16 protein-coding genes and 1 tRNA gene are annotated in these 19,431 nt (G+C 67.9%); 6 read left to right on the forward strand and 11 right to left on the reverse strand.

The window, feature by feature from the left end; genetic code table 11:
* The first annotated feature begins 121 nt into the window (after window positions 1-121).
* Complete coding sequence (locus ACMX37_RS14170; protein ID WP_483146546.1) at window positions 122-3,115, forward strand: ATP-binding protein; 2,994 nt, start codon at window positions 122-124, stop codon at window positions 3,113-3,115.
* An 88-nt stretch (window positions 3,116-3,203) separates the two neighbouring features.
* Here the strand turns inward: ACMX37_RS14170 and ACMX37_RS14175 are convergent, their stop codons facing one another.
* The 3 genes from ACMX37_RS14175 to ACMX37_RS14185 form a co-directional block, all read right to left on the reverse strand.
* Window positions 3,204-6,524: an outer membrane beta-barrel protein gene (locus ACMX37_RS14175; protein ID WP_483146547.1), complete on the reverse strand. Its 3,321-nt coding sequence runs from the start codon at window positions 6,522-6,524 to the stop codon at window positions 3,204-3,206.
* A 266-nt stretch (window positions 6,525-6,790) separates the two neighbouring features.
* Window positions 6,791-7,732, reverse strand: coding sequence for an isopenicillin N synthase family dioxygenase (locus ACMX37_RS14180; RefSeq protein WP_483146548.1), 942 nt, complete (start codon window positions 7,730-7,732; stop codon window positions 6,791-6,793).
* A gap of 53 nt (window positions 7,733-7,785) precedes the next feature.
* Entirely contained in the window at window positions 7,786-9,264 is a 1,479-nt protein-coding gene (locus ACMX37_RS14185; protein WP_483146549.1) for a NupC/NupG family nucleoside CNT transporter, read from the reverse strand.
* Between the two features lie 215 nt (window positions 9,265-9,479).
* Between ACMX37_RS14185 and ACMX37_RS14190 the strand changes: the two genes are divergently transcribed.
* The gene (locus tag ACMX37_RS14190; RefSeq protein ID WP_483146550.1) at window positions 9,480-10,202 is read left to right on the forward strand and encodes a queuosine precursor transporter; all 723 of its coding nucleotides are present in this window, start codon (window positions 9,480-9,482) and stop codon (window positions 10,200-10,202) included.
* Between the two features lie 61 nt (window positions 10,203-10,263).
* Window positions 10,264-10,584: an MliC family protein gene (locus tag ACMX37_RS14195; RefSeq protein ID WP_483146551.1), complete on the forward strand. Its 321-nt coding sequence runs from the start codon at window positions 10,264-10,266 to the stop codon at window positions 10,582-10,584.
* Between the two features lie 6 nt (window positions 10,585-10,590).
* Here the strand turns inward: ACMX37_RS14195 and ACMX37_RS14200 are convergent, their stop codons facing one another.
* Window positions 10,591-11,097, reverse strand: a complete 507-nt coding sequence (locus ACMX37_RS14200) for a DUF305 domain-containing protein (RefSeq protein WP_483146552.1) — start codon at window positions 11,095-11,097, stop codon at window positions 10,591-10,593.
* Between the two features lie 420 nt (window positions 11,098-11,517).
* On the opposite strand from ACMX37_RS14200, the gene ACMX37_RS14205 reads away from it, so the two are divergent.
* Window positions 11,518-11,808 carry a hypothetical protein gene (locus tag ACMX37_RS14205; protein ID WP_483146553.1) on the forward strand — a complete coding sequence of 97 codons (291 nt, stop codon included), beginning with the start codon at window positions 11,518-11,520 and terminating at the stop codon, window positions 11,806-11,808.
* Between the two features lie 203 nt (window positions 11,809-12,011).
* Here the strand turns inward: ACMX37_RS14205 and ACMX37_RS14210 are convergent.
* The 4 genes from ACMX37_RS14210 to ACMX37_RS14225 all read right to left on the reverse strand — a co-directional run bounded on the left by ACMX37_RS14210 (window position 12,012) and on the right by ACMX37_RS14225 (window position 14,444).
* Window positions 12,012-12,087 (reverse strand) — tRNA-Lys (locus tag ACMX37_RS14210).
* A 30-nt stretch (window positions 12,088-12,117) separates the two neighbouring features.
* Window positions 12,118-12,618 (reverse strand): 2-amino-4-hydroxy-6-hydroxymethyldihydropteridine diphosphokinase, encoded by a 501-nt coding sequence (folK, locus tag ACMX37_RS14215; protein ID WP_483146554.1) that lies wholly within the window; start codon window positions 12,616-12,618, stop codon window positions 12,118-12,120.
* 14 nt (window positions 12,619-12,632) lie between these two features.
* Window positions 12,633-13,499 (reverse strand): N-carbamoylputrescine amidase, encoded by an 867-nt coding sequence (aguB, locus tag ACMX37_RS14220; protein WP_483146555.1) that lies wholly within the window; start codon window positions 13,497-13,499, stop codon window positions 12,633-12,635.
* Window positions 13,500-13,559: 60 nt separating this feature from the next.
* Entirely contained in the window at window positions 13,560-14,444 is an 885-nt protein-coding gene (locus ACMX37_RS14225; protein ID WP_483146556.1) for a class I SAM-dependent methyltransferase, read from the reverse strand.
* A gap of 97 nt (window positions 14,445-14,541) precedes the next feature.
* On the opposite strand from ACMX37_RS14225, the gene msrA reads away from it, so the two are divergent.
* Window positions 14,542-15,093, forward strand: a complete 552-nt coding sequence (msrA, locus tag ACMX37_RS14230; protein ID WP_483146557.1) for a peptide-methionine (S)-S-oxide reductase MsrA — start codon at window positions 14,542-14,544, stop codon at window positions 15,091-15,093.
* Window positions 15,094-15,146: 53 nt separating this feature from the next.
* Here the strand turns inward: msrA and ACMX37_RS14235 are convergent, their stop codons facing one another.
* Window positions 15,147-16,397 (reverse strand): RsmB/NOP family class I SAM-dependent RNA methyltransferase, encoded by a 1,251-nt coding sequence (locus ACMX37_RS14235; protein ID WP_483146558.1) that lies wholly within the window; start codon window positions 16,395-16,397, stop codon window positions 15,147-15,149.
* A gap of 56 nt (window positions 16,398-16,453) precedes the next feature.
* Here ACMX37_RS14235 and ACMX37_RS14240 point away from each other — a divergent pair, with 56 nt between their 5' ends.
* Window positions 16,454-16,612 (forward strand): DUF1674 domain-containing protein, encoded by a 159-nt coding sequence (locus tag ACMX37_RS14240; RefSeq protein ID WP_483146559.1) that lies wholly within the window; start codon window positions 16,454-16,456, stop codon window positions 16,610-16,612.
* A gap of 228 nt (window positions 16,613-16,840) precedes the next feature.
* On the opposite strand, the gene ACMX37_RS14245 is transcribed toward ACMX37_RS14240, so the two are convergent.
* A complete protein-coding gene (locus ACMX37_RS14245; protein WP_483146560.1) occupies window positions 16,841-18,268 on the reverse strand; it encodes a cytochrome P450 in 1,428 nt (475 codons plus the stop codon).
* 66 nt (window positions 18,269-18,334) lie between these two features.
* The gene (gene hemH / locus ACMX37_RS14250; RefSeq protein WP_483146561.1) at window positions 18,335-19,369 is read right to left on the reverse strand and encodes a ferrochelatase; all 1,035 of its coding nucleotides are present in this window, start codon (window positions 19,367-19,369) and stop codon (window positions 18,335-18,337) included.
* Window positions 19,370-19,431 lie beyond the last annotated feature (62 nt).

Genomic DNA, 19,431 nt, shown 5'->3' on the forward strand with positions numbered 1-19,431 from the left:
TGTCCCTGCAATCCGCTCGGGCCGACTATAGCAACACTCCGGCAATTGGCGATGGAGCGCAGCGATCGGGCGCGCAGGGAATCACGAAAGGCACGGCGGCAGCGATCCGCCGGATGCCGGCATGGGTGTCGCCTGCGAGGCACCGGTGCCTGCCGCGCGCCCCCGCGCGCGGGGGGCGGGAGCGCCCTTTGCCCTTCTCGGAAAGGCGCTGGCGCTCGCCGGAATCGCGGCCGGGCCGCCCGACCGGCGCAGCCTCGTCGCGGCGCTGGTCGGCGGGGCGGGCTATCTCGCGCTTGCCTGTCTCAGCCTCATGCTTTCGCGCGCAGGCGAGACCGTCAGCCCGATCTGGCTCGCCAATGCCTGCGCCGTCGCGGTGCTGCTGCGCGCCGGGCTGCGCTGCGAGGTGCCCTTTCTCGCCGCCTGCTTCGCCGCGAGCCTTGCAGCCAATGCGGTGGTGAAGCTGCCGGACGCCGTCGCACTGGTCTTCTCGATCGCCAACATGGTCGAGATCGTGGCGGTGCTGGCGCTTGCGCGCGTGCCGGGCCGGGCGCCGCCCGACATGACCCGCCTCGGCGATCTCGCCCGATTCGTGTGGGCGGGCGGGATGGTGGGGCCGGTGCTCTCGGCGCTGGTGGCGCTGCCGGTGATGGGCACGAGCCTCGAACAGCTGCGCGCGGGCGCGGTGACGTGGCTCCTCACCGACAGCATGGCGATGGTGCTGATCGTGCCCGCCGCGCTGCTGCTGGTGGACCGGCTGCGCGGCCGCCTCCCCCCGGCGCCGGCCCGCCTGCCGGAAGCGGTCGCCCTGCTCGGCGGCGGCATGGTCAGCGCCTATCTGGTGTTCGACCAGACACTCTATCCGCTGATGTTCCTGATCCAGCCGATCACCCTGCTTCACGCCTTCCGGCTGGGCAGTCTCGGCAGCGCGCTCAACGTCGGCGGGGTGGCGGTGGTGGCCGGGGCGATGACCTTCGCGGGCGAGGGCCCGATCGCGGCGGCGAGCGGCGGGGGCATCGCGCAGCTCCACCTGCTGCAGGCCTTCATCGCTGCCAATTTCCTCACCGGCCTGCCGGTCGCAGCGATCCTCACCGGGCGCGACCGGATGGTGGCGCGACTCGCTGCGGGCAAGCGCGAGGTCGATCTGCTCGCCGACAACATCACCGACGCGATCCTGCGCTTCGACCTGTCGGGCGTGTGCACCTATGCCTCTCCCTCCGTGCACACGGTCATGGGGGTCCCGCCAGAGACCTATATCGGCAAGCATCTCACCGCGCGCCTGCACCCCGATGCCCATGACCGCACGGTGCAGGCGCTGGAGCGGCTGCTCGACGGGACCAGCGTGCACGAGCGCGTGACCTATCGCCGCTTCGCCGACGCGCCCGACGGCTCGCCGGTCTTCCTCGAGGCCGACTGCGCGGTGTTCCACGATCCGCTGACCGGCGCGCGCGAGGGCGTGGTGGTGGCGGCCCGCGACGTCACCGAGAGGGTCGAGCTCGAACTGCTGCTAACCCGCGCCCGCCGCCATGCCGAGAACGCGGCGCGCGCGAAGTCCGAATTCCTCGCCAACATGAGCCACGAGATCCGCACCCCGATGAACGGCGTGCTGGGCTTCGCCGAGCTGATGCTCCAGGGCGAGCTGGCGGCCGACCAGCGACGCTTTGCCGAGCTGATCGTGCAGTCGGGCCGGTCGATGATGATGCTGCTCAACGATGTGCTCGACCTCAGCAAGATCGAGAGCGGGCAATTCGCGATCGACCGGGCGCCGGTCAACCTCCACGCCAGCATCACCGAATGCGCCGCGCTCCATCGCCCTGCGGCGAGCCGGAAAGGGCTGACGCTCGAGGTGGCCTGCGATCACGGCGAGGAATCCGCCTGCCGCTACAGCGAGGAACGCCCGCCCTGGGTGCTGACCGACGGGTTACGGCTGCGGCAGATCCTGCTCAACCTGATGGGCAACGCGGTGAAGTTCACCGAGGCAGGGCACATCCGGGTCGGCTACCGCCTGTGTCGCCAGGAGGTCCGGATCACCGTCGCCGACAGCGGCATCGGAATCAGCCCGCGCCAACTCGAGACGATCTTTCATCCCTTCACGCAAGGCGAGGCGAGCACCGCGCGGCGGTTCGGGGGGACGGGTCTGGGCCTCTCGATCAGCCGCCAGCTGGCCGCGCTGCTGGGCGGCCGGATCGAGGTGGAGAGCGTGCCCGGCGAAGGCTCGCGCTTCACCCTGGTGCTGCCCGCGACCCTCGCCCCGCCCGCGCCCGATACGGCCCTGCCCGCCCCGCTAGCGGCCGCCGACCTGCCTGCCGCGGCGCTCGTGCCGTCGCGCATTCTCCTCGCCGAGGATCACGACATCAACCGCGAGCTGATCGGCGAGATGCTCGAACGCTGCGGTCAGGAAGTCGACTTGGCGCATGACGGCAACGAGGCGATCGCGATGGTTATCGATCAGGTCATGCGCGGGCGGCCCTATGATCTGGTGTTGATGGATGTGCAGATGCCCGGCTGCGACGGGCTCGCCGCGACCCGCGCGATCCGCGACGAGGGGATCGGGCCCGGGCTGCTGCCGGTGATCGCGCTCACCGCCAATGCCTTTCCCGAGGATGTCGCCGCGGCGCGGGCAGCGGGGATGCAGGGGCACCTCGCCAAGCCGGTGGTCTTCGCCGAGCTCGCCCGCGCCCTGCAACGCTGGCTGCCGACGCGGATCGTCGAGAGCGCCGGCAGCGATGCGCCCATCGCGCGCATTCCCCTCGGCCGGGCGGAGCGTGTCTCGGCCCTCGCGCGATCGCCGCGGCTGGTGGCGCGGTGGGAGGCGCGGCGGGCGGATGCGCTGGCGGCGGTGCGGGCGGAGCTGGCCGCGGGCAGGCTCGGCGGCGCTGCGCCCTCGGGGCCGGAGGCGTCGCAGGATCGGGCCGAAGACCTCGCCCGGCTGCTCCACAAGCTGGCGGGCACGGCAGCGATGTTCGGCGAGGCCGCGCTGGGCGAGGCCGCGGGCGCACTCGAGCGGGCCCTGATGGGCGGCGCCGACGCCGCGACCTGCGCCGCGCTGGCCACCGCGCTGCTGGCCGAGGCCGACCGCTCGGCAGCGGCCGGCACGGCGCGCATGGCCCGTTCCTGATCCGGCAGGTCAGCCGCCCCACTTGCCAAAGTAAAAGGGCGGCCCGTTGCCGGGCCGCCCTTCGAAGTGGTTCGCTCGCGCGATGCGATCAGAACAGCACGCGCACCCCGAAGCGCACGCCCCACAGCGACCCGTTGATGTTGGTCGCCTCGACCGGCGCACGGAAGGTCGTGCCCGAACGGTTCTCGTAGAGGTACTGGGCGCAGGGCTGGGCCACCGTGGCGACGCTCGCGGCGTTGCCCGGGGTGGTCAGGCAGCGCACGTTCACGATCGGCGCGGTGTAGGGGAAGCCGACCTGACGGATCGTACCCCAGTCCTTGTCGATGAAGTTGAGGACGTTCTCCATTTCCATCGACAGTTCCATCTTGCCGCCGAGCGGCAGCGGAACCTGCTGGCGCACCGACAGGTCGAGCTTGTGCACCCACGGGGTCTTGGCGATGTTCTTCGGCGCAATCTGGCCCTGGAAGTCCGCCAGTTCCGAATTCAGCACGAACTGCTGGAAGCCGGCGAAGTCGAAGTTGGAGGCGTAGAGCACGCGCGAATCGGCGGTCGGGCTGCTCACGTTCGGCACGTAGAGCAGGCCACGCTCGTTGCGGCCGGTCACACCGAGCACGGTCGACCGGGCGCTACCGGCAGCCTGATCGGCGAAGGTGTAGCTGTAACGCTGGCCCGAACGCACGTTGTAGAAGAACTCGACGCGGGTGATGTTGTCGCCGAACAGCTCGTTGTCATAGCCCGCCACCAGTCGGAACTGGTGGTCGCGCTGGTAGTTCGAGATGCCCTGCGCGGCGAAGTTCGGATCGAGCACGGCGGTGTTCTGGTAGTTCGAGAACGCCACCGACGAGGTACCCGGGTTCTGGTCCTGCACGTCGCCATAGGTGTAGGCGCCGTTGAGGAAGAACCCGCTGTCGAAGCGCTTGTCGAAGCGGCCGACGATGTTCCAGCTGTCACCGAAATCGGTGTTGGTCAGCAGGACGTCGGTGTTCACCGTGGTGCCCTGGCCGGGGAGCACGTTGTAGCGGGTACGGCCGTCGGGCAGGGTGCCGTTGGGCACCGAGCGCAGGTCGGTCCACTCCAGCGCGTCACGCACCTTCGAATAGACGACGTCCGCACCGAAGGTCCAGCCATCGCCGAGGAAGCCGAGATCGGCCTCGTAGTCGACCGAGCCCGAGAAGCGCCACTGCGAGAGCACTTCGAAGTTCGGATCGAGCGCATTGGTCGGCGAGGCAGCGGTGCCGGTGGTGCGGATCGCATCGACCAGCGCCTGCGGAATGCCGGTGCCGCCCGAGACGTTGTTGAGCGTGGCGGCGCCGATCGCGTTCTGCTGCGCCGCCGACAAGCCGGTGACGCCCGAAACGGTGAAGGTGTCCTGCGCGGGGGTGGCGCCGGGCACGCGGCGGACCTGCACGCGGCCGATCGTCGGGCCGGGGTTCGAGTAGTTGTTCGAGATCCAGACGTTGGGGTTACCGCCGCCGAAGATCCCGGCCGAACCGCGCACCGTCAGGCGGTCGGTCGGCTGCCAGTTGATGCCGAAGCGCGGCTGGAACAGGTCACGCCCGTTGAGCGTGGCGGTGTTCGAGAAGCCGAAGCGGCCGAGGAAGGCGTCGTTGGCGAAGGGACGGTCGGGCGTGTCGAACAGGTCGTAACGCACGCCGGCCACCACGGTCAGGGTGTCGGTCACGTCGATCGTGTCCATGATCCCGAAGGTCCACGAGTTGTTCTCGAAGTCCGCGGTCACGGTGTCGATGCCGCCGCGCAGCGGCACGGCGATGTCGACTTCGTTGGCGCGGCGGGCCTGCAGGTCGCTGACCCCGTCGAAGTACCACGCACCCGAAACGCGCTGGGCGAAGAGGTTGCGGATGTCCTGCGTACGGCGCTCGGCGATCACCTTGACGGTGTGGTTGTTGAGGTTGAGCGTCGCGGCGAATTCGATGTTCAGGCTCTGGCTGTCGAGCTCGTTGGCCTGACGGCTGATGTCAGGGCCGAACTGGAGACGACGGGTCCCGGCCGGGCAGACCAGCGGCGGCGCCGAGGGGTTGTCGGCAAGGCAGACCTGGAACTGGCCGAAGTCGCGGTTGCCGCCGATCGGCACCTGCAGGCGCACGTAGTCGGCATAGGACACGCGCAGCATGGTCGAGAAGTTGTCCGACCACTGGTTGTTCGACTGGATCATCCCGAAGTGGTTCTTCGCGCCCTGCGTGTAGTTGTTCGACAGCAGGTTGAAGGTCGGGTTGTTGGCGTTGATCTGGCCGATGCCGGTCTGGCCGGCGAGCAGCGCGCTCTCGTTCCAGATGTAGGTCGCGCTCAGGCGGTGGCCGTCGGCCACGTTCCAGTCGAGCTTGGTGACGAGCTTGTCGTCGCTCTCGACGATGTCATTGGCAACGCCCAGCGTGTCGAACTGGTAGGTGTTGCGCGCGATGTCGTTGATCTGGGTGAGCTGGGCATCGGTGATGCCGAGCTGCGAGGGCGCCACGTCCGCCGGAACGGTATCGCGGGTGCGCTCGTAAGTGACCGCGAAGAACAGCTTGTCCTTGATGATCGGGCCGGTGACCTGGGCGGTGTAGATCTGCGATTCGAAGGCGCCGACGCGGGTCAGCTCGCGCGCGCGGTCGCCACGCAGACTGTCGTCCTGGTAGTAGGCGCCGCCGAGGAAGGTGAAGCGGTTGCCGCCCGACTTGAGCTGCGCGTTGATCGCGCCGCCCTGGAAGAAGCCCTGCTGGATGTCGACCGGCGCGATTTCGACGGCGAATTCGCCGATCGCGTCAAGCGGCACCGGGCCGCGGGCCGAAACGAGGCCGCCGGCTTCGAGGCCGAAGGGGTCGCCGAAGGCCACGCCATCGATGGTGAAGCGGTTGTAGCGGTTGTTGGCGCCCGCGATGCTGATCGCGCCGTTGTTGGTCGCGTCGAGGTTGACGAGCGGGTTGCGCGCGGCGAGGTTGCGGATGTCGCGGTTGATGTTGGCGACGCCGAGGATGTCGCGGGCGCTCAGCACGGTGGCGGCGCCGGTGGCGAGCTTGATCGACGAGGTCTGGCGCGCGCCCGAGACGACGATCGCCTGGCCCTGCTCGACCAGCGCGACGCTGAGGCGCTGGGCCTGGCCGGCGGCGAGGAAGCCGATTTCCTGCTCGACGGTCTCGAAGCCGTCGGCGGTCACGGTGACGTTGAAGGGGCCGCCGAGACGCAGGCCGGCCGCGTTGAAGCCGCCGCTCGCGTCGGTGGTCTGGGTCGAGGTCGTGCCCGAGGGAACGTGGGTCACGGTGACGGTCGCACCGGCGATCGGCGCGCCGCTCTGGTCGGTCACGTTACCGCGAACCGACGAAGTGGTTTCCTGCGCGAAAGCCGGCGTAGCGATCGTGGTCGTCGCAGCGAGGCTGACGATGCTCGCGGCAAGGAGATACTTAAGCTTCATGATTGAGGCCCCTGTTTGCGAAGTGGAAATCGTGATTTGGAGAGGTCGATGCCGGGCAGCCCTAGGCCCGCTGGCTTGCGGAAAAGCGACGGTTCTGTGACAGTTTCAAGACTCTCTTCGCGTCAGGCCGTCGATTTTGCGGAAACGCCCCGCCCGCGCGCCGAAAAAGCCCCCTGAGTCAGGGGGTTGCGCGAAGTGGTGTTGCATCGCAGCAACGCCGCGCCCAATTCAGGGACGGACCGACGAAGCGTGCTTCGCGTGCGATGTCAGGCGAGATTGATCTCGCGCAGGCGCTGCATCAGGAAATCATGCGCCGTGATCGGCGCGGGCGGCGGAGTCGCGGCGTCCGGATCGATGCACTCGGGCAGCGGCTCGATCAGGAAGTCGGGCCGGAAATGCAGGAAGAACGGCATCGAATAGCGCGAACGCTTCGCCGCCTCGCCGCGCGGGTTCACCACCCGGTGCGTGGTCGAGCGCAGCCGGCCGGCGGTCTGGCGTTCGAGCATGTCGCCGACATTGATGACCAGCGCGCCCTTCACCGCCGGAATCGGCAGCCATTCGCCCTGCCGGGTCAGTAATTCGAGCCCGGCCTCCTCGGCGCCGAGCAGCAGGGTGATGGTGTTGATGTCGCCATGCGCGGCAGCGCGGATCGCCCCTTCGGGCGCGCCTTCGCCGAGCGGCGGGTAGTGCAGCAGGCGCATCACCGAATTGCCATCCTCGACGCTCGCCGCGAAGAAGTCGCGCGGGCGTCCGAGGTGCAGGGCGATCGCCTCGAGCACGCGGGCCCCTGCGGTCTCGAACGCGGCGAACAGCGCGCTCATGGTCTCGCGGAAGCCCTCGACCTCGGCGGGCCAGATGTTGGGGGCCATGAATTCCGCGAGCGGGTGGCCCTCCGGCAGATCGCGGCCGACGTGCCAGAATTCCTTGAGGTCGAAGACCTCGGCGTCCTTGGCCTTTTCGGTGCCGAAGGGGGTGTAGCCCCGCGCCCCGCCGCCGCCCTCGATCCGGTAGGCGCGCTTGGCGGCGTCGGGCAGGGCGAAGAACGCCTTCGAGACGGCTTCCGCCTCGTCGATCAGTTCCTGCGGGATCCCGTGATCGCGCACCACGGCAAAGCCGTATTCGGAAAAGCTGCGGCCGAGCTCGTCGGCGATGGTTTCGAGCGGCTGGGCGAGGCTGACGGAGGCGATGCCGGGGGCGATATTGGTCATGCCGGGCGCCTTACACCTGCCGGGGAGCCCCTGCCAAGGGGGCAGGGCACCGGTCAGTATGGCAGGAACAGGCTCGCGAGCGCGGCGCTCATCAGATTGGCGAGGCTCCCGGCGGCGAGCGCCTTCAATCCGAGCTTCGCGATCACCGGGCGCTGGTTGGGGGCAAGCCCTCCGGTCACCGCCATCTGGATCGCGATCGAGGAGAAATTGGCAAAGCCGCACAGCGCGAAGGTGATGATCGCGCGGCTGCGTGCGGTCAGTGCGCCCGGCCCCATCGCGCCCAGATCGATGAAGGCGACGAATTCGTTGAGGACGATCTTGGTGCCGAACAGCCCGCCCGCGATCTGCGCCTGCTGCCAGTCGGAAATGCCGATCAGGAACATCACCGGCGCGAAGATGTAGCCGAGCAGCTTCTGGAAGCTGACCCCCTCGAGCCACGCTGCGGCCTCGGGCGAAAGCGGGCTGCCTGCGCCGGCGGCGAGGTTGACGATGCCGGTGCCGATCCCGGCCAGCATCCCGTTGGCGAGCGCGACGAGGGCGACGAACACCATCACCATCGCGCCCACCGCGACCGCGAGCTTGACGCCGGTCTGGGTGCCTTGCGCAGCCGCCTCGATGATGTTGGCGGGGCGCTGGCCTTCCTCGAAGGTCTCCGCCGCGCTCACCTCGTCGGCCTTGGCGCCGCCTTCGAGGATCGAGGCGGGGCCGACCGCGCTGATGCGGGCCTGCGGGAGTTCGACCTCCTGCCCGTTCTCGTCATACATCACCACGCGGGTGGCCTCGGTCAGCGCCTTGTTGCGGCCCCGCGCCCGGGCGACGGCGGCAGCGCCCACGGCGGGGTCGCGCCCGCCCGGTCCGGTGACGTCGGGCATCATGATCTTGGCCATGAGGATGCCGCCGGGCGCCGACATGAAGGCGGCCGCGAGCAGGAAGGGCACCGCCTCCTCGCCGATGAAGCTCGCATAGGCGGCAAGGATCGTGCCCGCCACACCGGCCATGCCGACGCTCATCAGCGTGAACAGGCCCGCCGGGCTGAGCGCCGCGAGATAGGGGCGCACCACCAGCGGGCTTTCCGACTGGCCGACGAAGATGTTGGCCGCGGCACCCAGCGCCTCGACCTTGCTGATCCCGGTGATCCAGCCGATCGCCCCGCCGACCCAGCGCACCAGCCGCTGCATGATCCCGAGATGGTAAAGGATCGAGACGATCGCGGCGAAGAACACGATCACAGGCAGCGCGGCGATCACGAAGGTGTTGGCGAAGGGGTTGTTCTCCATCGGCCCGAACACCGAGGTGATGCCGATTTTGGAGAAATCGAGCAGCGCGATCACGCCCTGCGACAGCCCCCCGATCACCGCGACGCCGGCATCGGTGCGCAGCACGACGAGCGCGGTCAGCGCCTGCAGCCCGAATGCCGAGCCCACCACTCTCAGGTTGATCTGCCGCCGCGCCGAGGACAGCGCAAATGCGATGGCGAGGATGGCGAGCACGCCGGCAAGGCTCAGCAGGATGGACGTGATACTCTCGTTCACGGCAGCGAATGGCCCTTGTTCTGGCTGGAAAAGCGTGTCGACCCCTCACGTGCCGCAGCCCGGCTCCGGCACGCACCGGCTTGGCGTGGCAGTTTGCGCGGTGACTTGCAAGCGGCGATGCGGCGGACGGCAGCGCGAAGCGGTGGGCAAAGTGCGGTGACAGGCAGGGCGCCGCCGCTTTTCTTTTCGCGGCGCGCTGGCTAGCACTTGGCGCGATGGATACGCCCGCACCCGCCGTTCCGGCCGCCGCCCCCTTTGCCGCCACCGCACCTTCGGGCATCGCGATGCCCCTCGGCATGTTCGTCTTCACGCTGCTCTACGGCGGGATGACGGTGCTGGCAGGGGTGCTCGCCTTCAAGCAGGTGCAGCTTTGGCCGACGGACCTTGCCGTGGAGAGCGGCATCTTCCCCTTCCTGCTGCTGGTGGTGATCTCGAGCACGCTGTCGCAGCTCTACGGGCGCGAGGCGGCCAAGCGGATCGTGTGGTGGGGCTTCCTGCCGCTGGGATTATCGGCGGTGCTGATGCAGCTGGTACTGGCCCTGCCCGCCTCCTCCGAGATGCTCGCCTTCCGCCCCGAGGATCTCGCCGCCTTCGAGCGCGTGCACCAGTCGACCTGGCGCGTGTGGATGGCGGGACCGGCGAGCTACATCACCTCGCTGCTGCTCAACATCTGGATTTTCGACCGCCTGCGCGGGAGCGGCAGCGGCGAGAGCACGATCGGGCTGATGGTTCGGGGCGCGGTCGCCTCGGCGCTCAGCCAGGCCGTCGATTCGGTGATCTTCATCACGCTCGCCTTCTACGGCGAATTCGACATCACCGACCTGATGATCGGGCAGGTGCTGGCCAAGGTGTTCCTCAGCCTCGTGATGGTGCCGTTCCTGATCACTTTCGGAGTGCAGGCGGCGCGCTGGCTCGATGCGAGGAAGGGCCAGGCCTAGCAGCCACAAAAACGCCATGCTCCGGCCATACCCTCCGCTCCAAACGGAGGGAGAGAGGCACATGAGACAGGTTATCCTCTGCACGATCGGGGCCCTGGCGCTGGCGGGCTGCACCCAGAGCGTCGGCGGGCCGGGCGCGAGCAGCTATTTCGACTGCGGCAACGGCACGCGGCTGAAGGTCGACACGCTCGATGGCGACCGGGTGATGGTGCAGATGAACGACAACGCTCCCGTCACCATTCCCGCAGACCGCTCCGCCTCGGGCGCGAAATACATGAGCCCGACGCACCAGTTCTGGAACAAGGGCGACGAGGCGATCTGGACCGTGGGCCGGATGGCGCCGATGACCTGCCGCAAGGTGGCCGTGCCGCGCGGGATGTGATGCCGCTCAGCGCGGCGCGCCCGCCCCGGTGCTGACGCCGTTCGCCTCGATATCCGCGATCAGCGCCTTCATCTCGGCGATCTCGCGGCGCTGGGTCGCGGCGATCTCGTCGGCCAGGGCGCGCACCCTGGGATCGCGGATCTGCGCGCGGGTGCTGGTCAGGATCGCGATCGAGTGGTGCGGGATCATCGCGCGCATGTATTCGGTGTCGGTCACGGTCCGCTGGCTGCGCACTAGCCACAGGGCGATCGCGAAGACCAGCGCCGCGACGGCAAGGACGATCAGGTTTCGCGCCGGGCTGGGATACATCCCCCACATGAAGGCGAGCATCACCACCATCATCGCCGCCCCCATCACGAAGGCCATCAAGAACCGCGTCTCGCTCCAGAAGACATGATCAAGGGCGTAGGTGTTGAGATACATCAGGCCGAACATCACCACCGTTCCGGCCGCGATCATCGCCATGAAACGCCAGTAGGGGTTGCTGCCGGTGCTGTCGTGCTGCGGTCCCATGCTCGTCTCCCTCGCGATGATGCGGGGACAACCGCCGGGTCCGGCGCGATGTTCACCAAACCGGGCCGTGCCGTGGCACAGGCACCGCGAACCGCGCGCGGGCGGAAGGGGTCGCGCAGAAAGATTGGTGAGCCCGACAGGATTCGAACCTGTGACCCGCTGATTAAAAGTTAGTGGCTACTCTCTCGGCGTGAATTTAGCTGCGCCCTGACTTTGCTGGGGCCATCGTCCCTATGTTTCCTTGTTGTTCCCCATTCTTCCTGCTATGGTGATTGCTGACAATGGGAATAGCAATCACATGGCAACCGCGCGGATTACCAAGCAACTGCTCGACACACTCAAGCCGGGGGCGAAGGATGCCTTCGTGTGGGATAGCAAGCTGGCGGGCTTCGGGGTGATCCCACCAACCGCGTTACGGGCATGGATGCACTGCTTAAGCTGTCAGAGCTCCTTGTGTCGGACGCTAGTGCAACGCTTGAAGCGTTCGCGCCTCATGACTCTGAGCAGTTTGCAGAGATCCTTGCCTTGGAAACCCTCTTCCCGCTCGAATTGCGGCGGCACTATCGAGAGGATTATGGCGCAGGACTGATCACAGACCATCAGCTTGCTTTGCGCTATCGCATTCCTGAGCAGTATGCGCGCGTCGGGATGTACTCGAATTACATCCAGCGAATCGAAGGCCTTCGTGACGGAAAATTGATCAATCTTTAGATGGCTCGCCCTCAATCCCGAGAAATCGAGACACTGGGCAATCCTCCCATGTGAAAGCTGCGCCGCGCGCCTTCTGGCAGACGAGCCGCAATGAGCTGCGCGAGCAAATTTCTCCCCATCGTGATAGCTAGGTGATTGCTAGACCGCCTTTTCTCAGCGAAACCTAGCACGCCGATAAGCCAAAAAAACAGAACAAAAACAAATGGTGAGCCCGACAGGATTCGAACCTGTGACCCGCTGATTAAAAGTCAGCTGCTCTACCTACTGAGCTACGGGCCCACGCGCTGCGCCTTATCGCGGCGAGCGCGCTCACCTAGGCAGGGGGCGCGGGCGGGTCAAGCGGGCTTGGGACTGGCCGAGGGTCAAACCGCTGCGCGGATCGCGCCAGCGCGGGGCGATGCGGCATGCCGGATCGAGCACGAAGCGCCGCGAAGCGAAGGCCGGGTGGGGGATGGCGAGGCCCTCGCCCCGCATGCCCGACCGCCAGACACCCCCGCTCCACAGCACGATGTCGCAATCGAGCACCCGGTCGTCCCAGCGCCGGCCGCGCCGCCGGCCGAAGGCCCGCTCGGTGCGCTTGAGCGCCGCCAGCAGCGCCGGCGGGGCGAGCTCGGTCTCGAGCACCAGCGCGGCATTGGCGAAGCGCCGCCGTGCCGCGCCCATCGCCGGGGTGGTCATCACGGGCGAGCGCGCGGTGACGGTGCCGAAGGCGGCAAGCTCCTCCATCGCGGCGCGCACCACGCCCTCGGGCGCGCCGTAGAGGTGGTGCCGCCGGTTACTCCCCAGCGCGATCAGATAGGTGCTGCTCAAGCGGGCCTTCGCGCCTAGATGTCCTCGGCGATGCGCCCGTAGAGCTGGGGGCGGCGGTCGCGAAAGAAGCCCATGCCGGCGCGGTGCGTCGCCGCGCGGGCGAGATCGAGCCGCGCCACCAGCACGCCGCTCTCCCCCGCGCCGTACTCCGCAACGAAATCACCCCATTCGTCGGTGATGAAGGAGTGGCCGTAGAAGCGCTGCCCGCACTCCTCGCCGATGCGGTTCGCCGCCACCACCGGCATGCAGTTCGACACCGCATGGCCGAGCATCGCGCGCCGCCACATGCGGCTGGTGTCGAGGCCGGGGTCATAGGGCTCCGAACCGATCGCGGTCGGATACATCAGCAGCTCCGCGCCCAGCAGGGCCATGATGCGGGCGGCTTCGGGATACCACTGGTCCCAGCAGATGCCGACGCCGACCCTGACGCGCGCGCCACCCTCGCCCGGCACGTCCCACACCTTGAACCCGTCATTGCCCGGGCGGAAATAGTACTTTTCCTCGTAGCCAGGCCCGTCGGGAATGTGGCTCTTGCGATAGGTGCCCATGATCCCGCCATCCGGGCCGATCATGGCGAGGGTGTTGTAGTAGTGGTGCCCATCCCGCTCGAAGAAGCTGGTGGGGATCGTCACCTTCAGCTTCGCGGCGAGCGCCTGCATCGCGATCACGCTCGGGTGCTCGGCGAGCGGGCGGGCGAGGGCGAACAGCGCCTCGTCCTCCTCGCGGCAGAAATAGGGGCCGCTGAACAGCTCGGGCGGCAGGATCAGCTGCGCACCCTGCGCGGCAGCCTCCTCGACCAGCGCGGCGACGGCCGCAATGTTGGCGGCTTCGTCATCGGAGCCGAGGGGGAGCTGCAGGGCGGCGACGGTGATGGCGGTCATGCGGCCGCCCCTACAGCGATTCGCCCCGGGGGGGAACCTCTCGCCCCCGGGGTGCGGCGATCACTTCGCCTTCTTGAACAGCAGGGTCATGCGGTCGCTCTCGCCGAGGCTCTTAAGGTCCTCGCGCTTGGTGGCGAGCGTGGGGGGCATTTCCCAAACGCCCTCGGCATGGTTGGCCGGATCCTTGGCGTTGGCGTTGATCTCGCTCGAGGCGACCAGTTCGAAGCCGTTGAGGCGCATGAAATCGATCACGTCCTGCTGCTTGAGATAGCCCTTGGTGCCGTTGGCGTAGGACCACGGCGCATCGGCCTTGGCGCGGTGCTGGACGATGCCGATCAGCCCGTCGTCCTTGAGCAGCTCGCGCATCGCCCGGATCTCGGTGTCGGCGATCCCGGCGCGCATGATGTTGTGCATCGCGCGGATCACCAGGATGCGGTCGAAGGTGCCCTTCTGCTCGGCCGCCTTGTCGAGCGTGAGGCCGCTGAACTTCTCTTCCGGAAGACCGGTGTAGCCCGCCACTTCCTTGCCGAAGCCCGCAGCGCCATCGCGGATGCGCTGCTGGCGGGCCGGGTCGGCGGAGGCGGTGAGCGGGTTGGTGTAGAGGCCAACCAGCTGCCCCTCGCCGCCCAGATAGTGGCCGAGCAGGCGCGAATACCAGCCGCCGCCGGGCGAGTATTCGCCGACCTTCATGTGCGGGCCGACATGGAAGAAGGCGAGGGTTTCGGCCGGGTGACGGTGCACGTCACGGGCGCGGTCCTCGTTGCGGGTGGGGTGGTTGATGGCACCCGACAGCGCCTCGCCGTGATGCTTCATGAAGGCGGCGGTGTCCTTGATGTGCGCTTCGGTCTCGGCACCGTGCCCTTCGTGGCCGGCGTGCTGCGCCAGCACGGGCGCGGCGAAGGCGAGGCCGCTCGCGGCGGCGAGGGCGAGGATCGGCTTGTTCATCGGGTCTCTCTCCGGACAAATGGAAATAATCGGCAGGCCACACGTGGCAACGCGCGGGGTGCTGCCCTATCTCTGGCACAAAGCAACGGAGAATTCGATGAGCAACTTGGAAACGGCGATCATTGCAGGCGGATGCTTCTGGTGCACCGAGGCGGTGTTCCGCGACGTGGTGGGCGTGCAGAGCGTCGAGAGCGGCTATATCGGCGGCACCAAGGCGAACCCGACCTACAAGGAGGTGTGCACCGGCACGACCGGCCATGCCGAGGGAATCCGCGTGACCTTCGACCCGGCGGTGATCAGCCTGCCCGAGATCTACGACGTGTTCCTCGGCACGCATGATCCGACGCAGCTGAACCGCCAGGGCAACGACATCGGCACCCAGTACCGCAGCGCGATCTTCCCGCTGTCGGACGAGCAGGGCGCCGAGGCCGAGGCCGCAATCGCGCGCTGGAATGCCGAGAACGGCAAGACGGCCGTCACCACCATCGAAGGCCTGTCAGGCGGCGTCCAGACGGCGGAATGGTATCCGGCCGAGGACTACCACCAGGAATACTGGGACGGCGAGGGCCAGCGGAACCCCTATTGCCTCGCTGTGATCCCGCCCAAGCTGATGAAGCTCAGGAAGAGCTTCCAGAAATACGTGAAGTGAGGGACTGACCTCGATCACTGTCGCCCCGGATGAGGTCCGGGGCGATGGTGTGGCTATGACTTCACCCACCGGGCCACGAAGAACCCGTCCAGCCCACCCTGCCCGGCGAGCAACCCCGGATGGGTGCGCAGCCAGCCCTCCGGGGTGGGCGCGAGGCCGGCGGGGAGTTCGTCCGGCATCACCGGCCGAGGCGCGAGGCCCAGTTCGGCGTCGATCCACGCCGCCTGTTCCTCGCCCTCCTCGGCCTCGAGCGAGCACACCGCATAGACCAGCACCCCGCCGGGGTTCAGCCAGCCCGCCGCCCGCGCGGCCAGCGCCCTTTGCAGTTCCACCATCTCCGCCACCAGCCCCTTGCCGATGCGGTGGAGCACATCGGGGTGACGGCGGCAGGTGCCCGTCGCGGTGCACGGCGCGTCGATCAGGATCGCGTCGAAGCGGTGCTTGGGCTCCCACGCCAAGGCGTCGGCCCGCACCGGCGAGGCCTTGAGACCGGTGCGCTTGAGGTTGTCCTTCAAGAGGTCGAGCCGCCGCTTCGACAGGTCGAGCGCGGTCACCTTCCAGCCCGCCGCCGCAAGCTGCATGGTCTTGCCCCCGGGCGCGGCGCAGAGGTCGAGCGCGCTGCGGCCATCTCCCGGCCTCAGCAGCCGGGCGGGGAGCGAGGCGGCGAGGTCCTGCACCCACCATGCACCTTCCCTGAAGCCCTCGAGGCTCTCCACCGCCGCGCCCCTCGGCAGCCGGACATGGCCGGGGGCGAGGCTGATGCCGCCCATCTGCACCGCGCGGGTCTGCGTCTCGGCAGGGTCGCGCAGGGCGAGATCGAGCTCGGGCGGGAAGGCGAGGCCGGGCGCGATCGCGGCGGCCCGCTCCGCGCCCCAGCGGGCTACGACACGCTCGGGCAGGGTCGGCACCTCGGGCAGGGCCGCGCCCTGCTTCACCAGCGCCGAGAACACCCCGTGGGCAAGCCTGCGCGGGCCGCCTTCGAGAAGCGCGAGGCCGGTCGCGATCACCGCGTGCGGGGGCGTCTCCAGCCGCAGGGTCTGGGCCAGCATCAGCCGCAGCACCATTCGCGCCTTGGCGTCTTCGGGCAGGCGCTGCTTCGTCGCCGAATCGATCAGCGCGTCGAGGTCCGTCAGCCAGCGCAGCGTCTCCCCGGCGATGGCGCGGGCGAGGGCGCGGTCGGGGGCCTTGCGGATATCGCCCAGCGCCGGCCCTTCCGCCTGCTCCAGCGTCTCGCCCCGCCGCAGCACGGCGTCGAGCAGGCGCAGCGCGGCGCGGCGCACGGGAAGTCCGGGGGGGAGAGCCATGCCTGCGCCCCTAACCGTCCTTGAAACAAAGTGCCAGCACGCGCATTTGGGACGGCATGACCAAGGAAAAGTCCGAGGCCGCCAAGGCCTTCAAGAAGCCGGCCCACTGGACCAACGATCCCGTCCCCGCGCCGAAGCCCGTCGCGAACGAGGAGAAGCTCTCCCCCACCCGCTACGGCGATTGGGAGAAGGACGGGATCGCGGTCGATTTCTGAGCCGAAGTTTACAAAGTTGACACTGTAAACTTCGCAATCCTGCAGGAATTCTGATGATCTTTCAAAGGCTTGCACGGCAAAACTGAAGTTGACACTTTGCCGGCCAAATTGGCATCCCAGCGGCCGTTTCAGCCGTGCGGAAACACCCCCGCCCAAGGGTCGGCATGACCCGACGATCGCAAAGAGCCGCCTGCCGGTTACGCCAGACGCGCCAAGTAGGAAACACGCCTAGAGCGGGGTGAAGGTCACCTTCAGCCCGTCCTTGGGTTGCGGGATGGGCCAGTCCTGCCACTCGGGATTGTAGCCGGGCGCGGCCTCGATCCGGTAGCGCTGGAGCAGCTGCGCCATCAGGATCTTCACCTGCATGTAGGCGAAGTGGAGCCCCAGGCACATGTGCGCGCCGCCGCCGAAGGGCACCCAGGCATATTTGTGCCGCGCCTTCACCTTGTCCGGCGTGAAGCGCATCGGATCGAAGGCGTAGGGGTTCTCCCAGTATTCCTCGGAATGGTGGGTCCAGTGGATGTTGATGCCCACCATCGCGCCCGCCGGGATGCGGTAGCCGCCATATTCGAACTCGCGCAGCGCGCGGCGCGGCATCGAGGGAACCGGCGGGATCATCCGCAGCGATTCCTTGAAGGCCATTTCGGTGAGGTCGAGCTTCGCCAGATCGTCGTAGTCGAGCGGGCGCGGGTTGCCGTCGCCGTCGGGGCCGCCCGTGACCGCCATGATCTCCTCGCGGATCTTCTCCTGCCAGGCCGGGTTGGTGGCCAAGTGATAGATCAGCGAGGTCGCCGAGGAGGTGATGGTGTCGTGCGCGGCCATCATCAGGAAGTTCATGTGATCGACCACCTCGTCGACCGGCAGCAGGCTCCCGTCCTCGCGGGTGGCGGTGGCGAACTGGCTGAACATGTCCTGCCCCCCGCCCTCGGCGCGGCGGCGCAGGGTTTCCCTGGTGAAATAATCGACGAGGTAGGCGCGGCCATCCACGCCCTTCTTCATCTTGGTGAAGGGCAGCGGCCGGCGCACCGGCGCGACCGAGGCCTGCACCATGTCGACGAAGGCCTCGTTGATCCTGTCGGCTTCCGGCCCCCAGGGCAGGCCGATGAAGCTGTCGGCGGCCAGATCGAGGGTGAGCTTCTTGATCGCCGGATAGAAGGTCTTGGGCCCCGCCCAGGTGGCGACCTCGCGCGCGATGCCGCGGTTCAATGCGCCCGAATAGTGGCGCATCGGCTCGGGCTTGAAGGCGATCGAGAGCGCGCGGCGGTCAATCCGGTGATGCTCGAAATCCATCAGCATCAGCCCGCGCGGGAACAGCTGGTCGAGGATCGGGCCCCAGCCCTGTTCGGAGGAGAAGATCTTGTCCTTGTTGAACAGCAGCAGCTCGTTCGCCTCGGCCCCGATGAGGGCAACCTGCCAGCCGCCGAAGGCGCGGTTCTTGTAGACCTTGCCGTGGGTGCGGATCATCCGCTCGGCAAAGGCGTGCGGGTCGGCGAGCATGGTGAAGGTGTTGCCGACCAGCGGCCAGCCCGCCTCTCCGGGGATGTGGGCCAGATCGGCTTCGGTCAGGCGCTGTTCGTTCCAGTGGCGGGGTGCGCCGGAGGGGGCGCTGCCGCCGGTCGCTTCGGTGTCCTGCGGGGCTTCGGCAAGGGTGGCCATGTCTCTCTCGATGCTCCGGTGAAGGTTCGGATTCGCAACTGACTCTGGTGTAAATAATGCTCCGCGTCAAATCCAGCCGGAAAGCTCGCGGCGCAGCATGGTCTCGATCATGGCGAGGCCGTCATCCGAGGTGTTGAGGCAGTCGAGCACGGCGTAATCCTCGCCGCCCGCCTCGCAGAATTCCTCGCGCCCCTCGATCGCCAGTTCCTCGAGCGTCTCGACGCAATCCGCCGCGAAGCCAGGGGCGGCGACGACGAGGCGCTTGGTGCCCTTCTCCCCTTCGGCGATCAGGGTCGCGTCGGTCGAGGGTTCGAGCCATGCGGCGGGGCCGAAGCGCGACTGGAAGGTGGTCTCGAAGCGCACGCCTTCGAACTCGGGCCGCTGCGCCAGCATCTCGCGCAGCAGGCGGGCGGTCTTCATGCAGTGGCAGTAATAGGGATCGCCCTTCTCGAGCGTCTGCTGCGGCATCCCGTGGAAACTGAGCAGCATGACCTCAGGGGTGAAGGACAGCGCGCGCGCCTGCCGGGTGAGGTCCTCGGCAAGGGCGGTGAGGTAGTTGGGATCGTCGTGATAGGGCGGCACGAAGCGCAGGGTCGGCTGCCAGCGCATCGCCTTGAGCACGCGGGCGATCTCGTCGAACACCGTCGCCGTCGTCGCGGCGCAATATTGCGGATACATCGGGGCGATAAGGATGCGGTCGCAGCCGTCCGCCATCATCGCGGTGAGACGCGATTCGATCGACGGATTGCCGTAGCGCATCGCCCAGTCGACCTGCACCTTGTCGCCGAACCTGCCCGCCATCGCCTCGGCCTGGCGGGCGGTGATGTCGGCGAGCGGCGATCCCCGCTCGGTCCAGATCTTCTGGTAAGCCTTGGCGCTTTTCTGGGGCCGAGTGTTGAGGATGATGCCGCGCAGGATCAGCTGCCAGGCGATCGGCGGGATCTCCACCACCCGCGTGTCCGAGAGGAACTGCTTGAGGTAGCGCTTCACCGATTCGGGGTCGGGCCCGTCGGGCGTGCCGAGGTTGATCAGCAGCACGCCGATGCGGCCGCTTTTTGCAGGAGGATGGTCGCCCGGAAGGCGCTGGGTCTGCCAGGTCATGACCGGCCTAACGCGCGGTGCACGTTTCGTTTCCGGCAGGCGGCGATTGCCTGCCCTGGCTG

The organism is Porphyrobacter sp. THAI-01a (assembly GCF_056868655.1).

What these genes read in the sequence shown, in the direction of transcription:
- ACMX37_RS14170 (WP_483146546.1), top strand. Translation starts at nt 122, where the DNA reads ATGGGTGTCGCCTGCGAGGCACCGGTGCCTGCCGCGCGCCCCCGCGCG.
- ACMX37_RS14175 (WP_483146547.1), bottom strand. Translation starts at nt 6,524, where the DNA reads ATGAAGCTTAAGTATCTCCTTGCCGCGAGCATCGTCAGCCTCGCTGCG.
- ACMX37_RS14180 (WP_483146548.1), bottom strand. Translation starts at nt 7,732, where the DNA reads ATGACCAATATCGCCCCCGGCATCGCCTCCGTCAGCCTCGCCCAGCCG.
- ACMX37_RS14190 (WP_483146550.1), top strand. Translation starts at nt 9,480, where the DNA reads ATGGATACGCCCGCACCCGCCGTTCCGGCCGCCGCCCCCTTTGCCGCC.
- ACMX37_RS14195 (WP_483146551.1), top strand. Translation starts at nt 10,264, where the DNA reads ATGAGACAGGTTATCCTCTGCACGATCGGGGCCCTGGCGCTGGCGGGC.
- ACMX37_RS14200 (WP_483146552.1), bottom strand. Translation starts at nt 11,097, where the DNA reads ATGGGACCGCAGCACGACAGCACCGGCAGCAACCCCTACTGGCGTTTC.
- ACMX37_RS14205 (WP_483146553.1), top strand. Translation starts at nt 11,518, where the DNA reads ATGGATGCACTGCTTAAGCTGTCAGAGCTCCTTGTGTCGGACGCTAGT.
- aguB (WP_483146555.1), bottom strand. Translation starts at nt 13,499, where the DNA reads ATGACCGCCATCACCGTCGCCGCCCTGCAGCTCCCCCTCGGCTCCGAT.
- ACMX37_RS14225 (WP_483146556.1), bottom strand. Translation starts at nt 14,444, where the DNA reads ATGAACAAGCCGATCCTCGCCCTCGCCGCCGCGAGCGGCCTCGCCTTC.
- msrA (WP_483146557.1), top strand. Translation starts at nt 14,542, where the DNA reads ATGAGCAACTTGGAAACGGCGATCATTGCAGGCGGATGCTTCTGGTGC.
- ACMX37_RS14235 (WP_483146558.1), bottom strand. Translation starts at nt 16,397, where the DNA reads ATGGCTCTCCCCCCCGGACTTCCCGTGCGCCGCGCCGCGCTGCGCCTG.
- ACMX37_RS14240 (WP_483146559.1), top strand. Translation starts at nt 16,454, where the DNA reads ATGACCAAGGAAAAGTCCGAGGCCGCCAAGGCCTTCAAGAAGCCGGCC.
- ACMX37_RS14245 (WP_483146560.1), bottom strand. Translation starts at nt 18,268, where the DNA reads ATGGCCACCCTTGCCGAAGCCCCGCAGGACACCGAAGCGACCGGCGGC.
- hemH (WP_483146561.1), bottom strand. Translation starts at nt 19,369, where the DNA reads ATGACCTGGCAGACCCAGCGCCTTCCGGGCGACCATCCTCCTGCAAAA.